The sequence below is a fragment of the Paraburkholderia sp. JHI2823 genome, assembly GCF_038900695.1.
Classification (GTDB): Bacteria; Pseudomonadota; Gammaproteobacteria; order Burkholderiales; family Burkholderiaceae; genus Paraburkholderia; species Paraburkholderia mimosarum.
The window spans coordinates 1-381 of the sequence record NZ_JAYMRY010000356.1; the positions used below are offsets into that span (position 1 = coordinate 1).

The following is a 381-nucleotide window of genomic DNA, read 5'->3' on the forward strand; positions in this document are numbered from 1 at the left end:
TTGCAGCGCTATTCGGATTCACTTCCGTCGTCGCTTTCCTTTTCCTGATTGACTATGCCGCGAAGTCCCTGCGTCCGGTGAGTCTGGTGGCTCGCGTCGGGGAGCGCGGGCTCGCGGTTATCGACAGCGTCTATCCTGCGCCATCCAGTGGTGTAACGACTGCGCCAGAGCATGACAAGGAGCGAAGAGCGCCTGATCGCATTGTTCGTCTGCAGGGCAAGTCTGGCATCGTTCTGGCCGTGAATGTGAAGATGCTCGTGGCTGAAGCGCGGCGCAATAACGTGGTGATCGAGTTCGCACCGCAGGTTGGTGACTTCGTCGCAGTGGATGAACCCCTGTTTTATTTGTATGGGAACTCGGGCGCAATTGACGAGAGCAGGT

General features: G+C 57.7%; 1 protein-coding gene. It reads left to right on the forward strand.

Annotated features, from left to right (window positions below; all coding sequences use genetic code 11):
• Positions 1–381, forward strand: a 381-nt coding sequence (locus tag VSR34_RS38960; RefSeq protein WP_342965307.1) for a DUF2254 family protein, incomplete at both ends; no start/stop codon positions are given.